Here is a 3,580-nt window from a genome sequence, read left to right as displayed (position 1 = left end):
CACATGGAGGGCGTGCGGCTCACCCGGTGGCTGCTCTCCCCCATTCCCACGTTCAAGCTGTGGCGGCGGATGAAGCTGTGGGAGCTCCGCAGCTATGAGCAGGTGATCAAGCTCGAGCAGGACCGGCTGATCTATCGGGCCCGTCTGCAGGCACGTTTCGGCCGGGCGTGGCGGCGCAAGGCCCCGGTCGAGGCGCTGATGCCGCTGCGGCTGGCGAAGTACGGCGTACCGCTCACCGAAGCCGCGCCTCATGGGCTGGAGGCGGCCGGGCTGGACCTGAGCCCCGCCATGACCGTGGAGCGTCTCGACGTCCAGGCGCTGGCCGAGCCGATGGCCGGGGAGCACGCGAGGGCCGTGGGGGGCGGCGCGATGGAGGAGGCCATCGCCCACGACCACAGCCGCGGCCCCCAGGATGTCCCAGTCAGTGTCCCGACGCTGCCCCAGCAGCAGGCTGCCTCTGTGGTCGACCTGGCCGAGGCATGCCGCGACTACATCGTCCAGCACGGTGCCTTCCCGAACGCAGGGGAGTTTGCATACTTCCTCGCCGACGCCTACGGCGTGACCGATGAAGAAGCGGGCGGCCCGGTCCCCGCCATCGGGCTGGAGCCCTGGCTGGACGAGTTCGGCCGGGAACTGAAACCCATTACCGAGGACCGGGCGCCACAGCCGGTCATGGCCCAGGGGCAGGGCTCAAGCAGCGCCCCAGTGAACGGGGACCCGTCCGCCGGCTCAGAGCCGCGCCCGTTCTTCGAACCGGCCGGCCCCCAGCCGTCGATGACACACGTGGCCGACGCACCGTACGCACCTGAGCCGGTTCCGGCGCCGAGTGCTTCGGCTTCGGGGGACCTTCCTACCGGTGGGGAAGGACCGCAACAGACCGCTCTTGATGGTCCGGCGGCACCGACGACTGCGGCACCGGTTGGTGAACCGGCCGCCTGGGATGCCTCGGTCAGCGACACCGGAGCGGCGACCGTCCGGCTGCCGGAGCAGCAGACCGACGAGCCCGAACTGGATTCCGTTGGGCAACAGATAGTGACTGTCGCCGGGTGGCTGGCCGAGGCCGAGGAAGCGGGGGAGAAGCTCTCCGGCGCGGAAGTCGCCCGTCGTCTTCAGCTGTCGCCGAAGACGGGACAGAGGCGCGTGAACGCGGCTGCCGAGTACCTCAAAGAGCAGCGCCGGCAGCAAGGCCGGACGTACCTCCGGTCGGTCAGCGGCTGACCGACCGACGCCTCCTGGGCGGCCGATGACCGTGCCCGGGACGCTGTTGGTTAATCCGGGCCGGGCGTGACGTCGGCCTTCGCGACCATGTTGTGGTCGTGAGGGCCGACGTGGCGTTTGGGGAGGGTGGCCGTGTCGTTGTGTGCGCAAGAGCCGGGTGAGATTCCGGCTGAGACAACTCGGGTGGCCAGGGCTGCCATTTCCGAAGGGCAGTCTCGCGGTTCGGATCCGGGGCGAACTGGCCGTGCTGTTCCGGGATGAGGAGTTCGAGGCGCTCTTTGCGGCTCGGGGTAGGCATGCGTGGTCGCCTGGTCGCCTGGCCGGCTGGCCATGGTCGTGGTGCTGCAGTTCGTCGAGGGGCTCTCGGACCGGCGGCGGCCGAAGCGGTGCGGGCCCGAATCGACTGGAGGTACGCCCTTAGGCTGGAACTGGGCGACCCGGAGTTCGATCATTCATTGAGCTTGTTTAGGGTGGCCACTGATCGGGTGATGGCCGGGGTGGTGTATCGGGTGGGGCCTCGAGTTGTTGAGCGGGATGTCTGAGGTCCGCAGCTCTTAAACTCGGGGGCCTCGTGGTCGTGCCGTACTCGAGGTCCCGCGTGCCCTGGGGGAGTGGGTCACGATGCTGATCGTCACCGGGAAGGTGACCGGCGTTGTCGGCTTTCCCCGTCTGAGCGTGCCTTGGTCACACTGGTGTATTTGCGGAAGAACGACACTCTGCGGCAGCTCGTGGCGGGCTTCGGTATCAGCCTGGGCACCGCCCACGCCTACGTTCACGCCGTGACCGGTCACCTGGCTGGACTTGCGCCTGGTCTGACGGCGGCCCTGAGATCGGCCGATGCCCGCTGTCTCCTACTGGACGGGACACTCGCCGAATGCGACCGGACCGGCGACGGCCGAGCGGACTATTCCGGAAAGCACCGCCGACACGGGGTGAACCTACAGGTGGTGACCGCCCCAAGGGATCCCGGTCATCCGCATGTGGTTCTCCATCCAGGAACGACTGCCAACCGTGCCCGGCGCGCATCGCGTGCATCAGCTCGCCAAAGGTTTCGCGGCGCGAACTCAAGGTTCGTCACCAGGAGGAACACGGAGCGATCGTCAAAGCGCGTTCCCGCCCAGCAGACCGACGAATGGAAGAAGCGGTACCGACTTCGCGCTGGCGTCGAGGGAACCATTGCACAAGCCGTCCTGGGCTTCGGCCTCCGCAGATCCCGCTACCGCGGAATGGCCAAGACAAGCCTCCAACATCAGCTGACCGCGCGGCCGTCAACCTCACCCGCAGCGATGCCTGGCTTAACGCCGCGGGCGGGGACCAGAACCGCGCACTTCGCAGCCTTCAGGCCCGCCGGGTGAGCGACGGGTCGGATTAACCAACAGCGTCCTGCCCGTGCCCGGTCATCGACCATCGCGATGTCATCGCCCCGTAGGCCGTGACCGAATCCCGGATAACCGACGGACCATGACCGACGGCACTGACCGATGACCGCCGGGGTGTGACCGATCCCGGCGGCCCCTGCACCGATGTCCGATCCGGCCATCATCGGTCATCGGCCATGACGACCCGGCCCCCACTAGTCACGGCTGCGCCGTGACCGATTCCTGAGTGTGCAGCATCGACCCCGCGCAGCTGCTCCCGGCGCTCCGACCCGGCAGGCGTACCTGACCGACGAGCTGGCTGATGCCGTCCTGCGTGCACTGCTGCATCACGCGGCCGGCCATGACCGAACGGCCACCCTCGCGGCCCGCATCGTCGTCCAGACGCTGATCCCGGCCGCCGTCCGCATCCCCCGCGGCCAGGTCCGCCCCTTCGGCGGCCGCTCCTTCGACGACATCGGCCCCACACCCGTGCGAGGTTCGCGGCTGGCCGGGCTCCTTCGCTACCTGTCGGAACCCGAGCTGCGCGATTCGATCTAATCTATGACAAACAAGACCGAAGCGTTCCGCAAGTTCAGCAACTGGCTCATGATCGCCTCCGGCCTCCTCGCCAACAACGACCCGGAGGACCAGGAAAAGATCATCAAATTCAACGAACTTCTGGCGAACTGCCTGACCTTCCATACGGCCGTAGACATCACGAAGGTCGTCAACGACCTCATCGACGCGGGCAGGGAGATCGACCCGGTCGACCTGGCCACCATCACCCCGTACATCGCCAGCAAGATCCGCCGCTTCGGCACGGGGCACCTGGACATGGACCCCCGGACGGGGCCGTCATGCTCCCCTCCGGGCGCCTGGAGCGTACGGCCCGCGTCTGCCAACCGCCGTCGCTCGGGGTGGGGGCGGGGTTCACGGACGCCGCCACCAGCGTCCGGGTACAGATGGGGAGAGGGTGGGGGAGGGGAAGAGGGTGCGTGAGGCAG

Annotated in this window: 4 protein-coding genes and 2 pseudogenes; all 6 read left to right on the top strand. The window is 68.0% G+C overall.

What is annotated here, in order from left to right; translation table 11 throughout:
- On the top strand, positions 1–1,218 hold a 1,218-nt coding region (locus ABZ070_RS36135), incomplete at its 5' end, for a hypothetical protein (RefSeq protein ID WP_356640298.1).
- A 132-nt stretch (positions 1,219–1,350) separates the two neighbouring features.
- Positions 1,351–1,688, top strand: a pseudogene (locus tag ABZ070_RS36130) (transposase); the annotation flags it as partial.
- A gap of 151 nt (positions 1,689–1,839) precedes the next feature.
- Positions 1,840–2,171: pseudogene (locus ABZ070_RS36125) on the top strand (transposase family protein); the annotation flags it as partial.
- Complete coding sequence (locus tag ABZ070_RS36120) at positions 2,151–2,573, top strand: transposase (RefSeq protein WP_356640300.1); 423 nt, start codon at positions 2,151–2,153, stop codon at positions 2,571–2,573. The pseudogene ABZ070_RS36125 and the gene ABZ070_RS36120, both read left to right, overlap by 21 nt.
- A gap of 252 nt (positions 2,574–2,825) precedes the next feature.
- A complete protein-coding gene (locus tag ABZ070_RS36115) occupies positions 2,826–3,134 on the top strand; it encodes a hypothetical protein (protein ID WP_356640296.1) in 309 nt (102 codons plus the stop codon).
- A gap of 3 nt (positions 3,135–3,137) precedes the next feature.
- On the top strand, positions 3,138–3,575 hold the full coding sequence (locus tag ABZ070_RS36110; protein WP_356640294.1) for a Tn3 family transposase: 438 nt from the start codon (positions 3,138–3,140) through the stop codon (positions 3,573–3,575).
- Positions 3,576–3,580: the final 5 nt, after the last annotated feature.

Source organism: Streptomyces sp. NPDC006283, assembly GCF_040613325.1.
Classification (GTDB): Bacteria; Actinomycetota; Actinomycetes; order Streptomycetales; family Streptomycetaceae; genus Streptomyces.
The sequence above is the reverse complement of the archived record's forward strand: the minus strand, read 5'-3'. Positions and strand labels throughout refer to the sequence as shown.

Excerpts from the sequence above, each read along its gene's own strand:
- ABZ070_RS36110 (WP_356640294.1), top strand. The coding sequence starts at position 3,138 with ATGACAAACAAGACCGAAGCGTTCCGCAAGTTCAGCAACTGGCTCATG.